Origin of the sequence: Arsenicibacter rosenii (assembly GCF_001870735.1) — a bacterium.
Classification (GTDB): Bacteria; Bacteroidota; Bacteroidia; order Cytophagales; family Spirosomataceae; genus Arsenicibacter; species Arsenicibacter rosenii.
In genome coordinates this window covers 1-414 of the sequence record NZ_MORL01000284.1, presented here as the reverse complement: position 1 = coordinate 414, position 414 = coordinate 1, and the positions used below count along the sequence as shown (strand labels likewise).

General features: G+C 56.7%; 1 protein-coding gene. It reads left to right on the top strand.

What is annotated here, in order from left to right; genetic code table 11:
* Nucleotides 1–157: 157 nt before the first annotated feature.
* A partial coding sequence (locus tag BLX24_RS31275) for a hypothetical protein (RefSeq protein ID WP_143092988.1) occupies nt 158–414 on the top strand: 257 nt, incomplete at its 3' end.

Sequence of the window (414 nt, the reverse complement as noted above, 5' to 3'; positions counted from 1 at the left end):
CCGGCAATGGTGGGTCTGGATAAGGCGCTGGAGAATCTGGGCAAACAGAACCTGTCGACGGCCGAACTTGCCAAGAAATTCGGTACGGAAAACATCGTGGCCGCGCAGCACATCATCACCCACCGGGAGGAGATCAGCGAGCTGACCAAAAAGATGNATGGATACGCTCTCCGAACGCTGGAACAAAAGCACCTCAATTGTCACCGGTTTTGCCGTCAGCATCGGGGAAAAGCTGGCCCCGTACGTGAAGAGCGCGATCGATCTGTTTATCAGCTGGTCGGACAATCTGGATGTCAATGCCGGGGTTGTCAATACCCTCTGGGGGGCGCTGGGTGAGTTATGGGACGTATTCAAAACCCTGATCACGCTGGCCTTTCCGGGACTTAGCTCCGGAGGCACCACCATGCGCGGGGT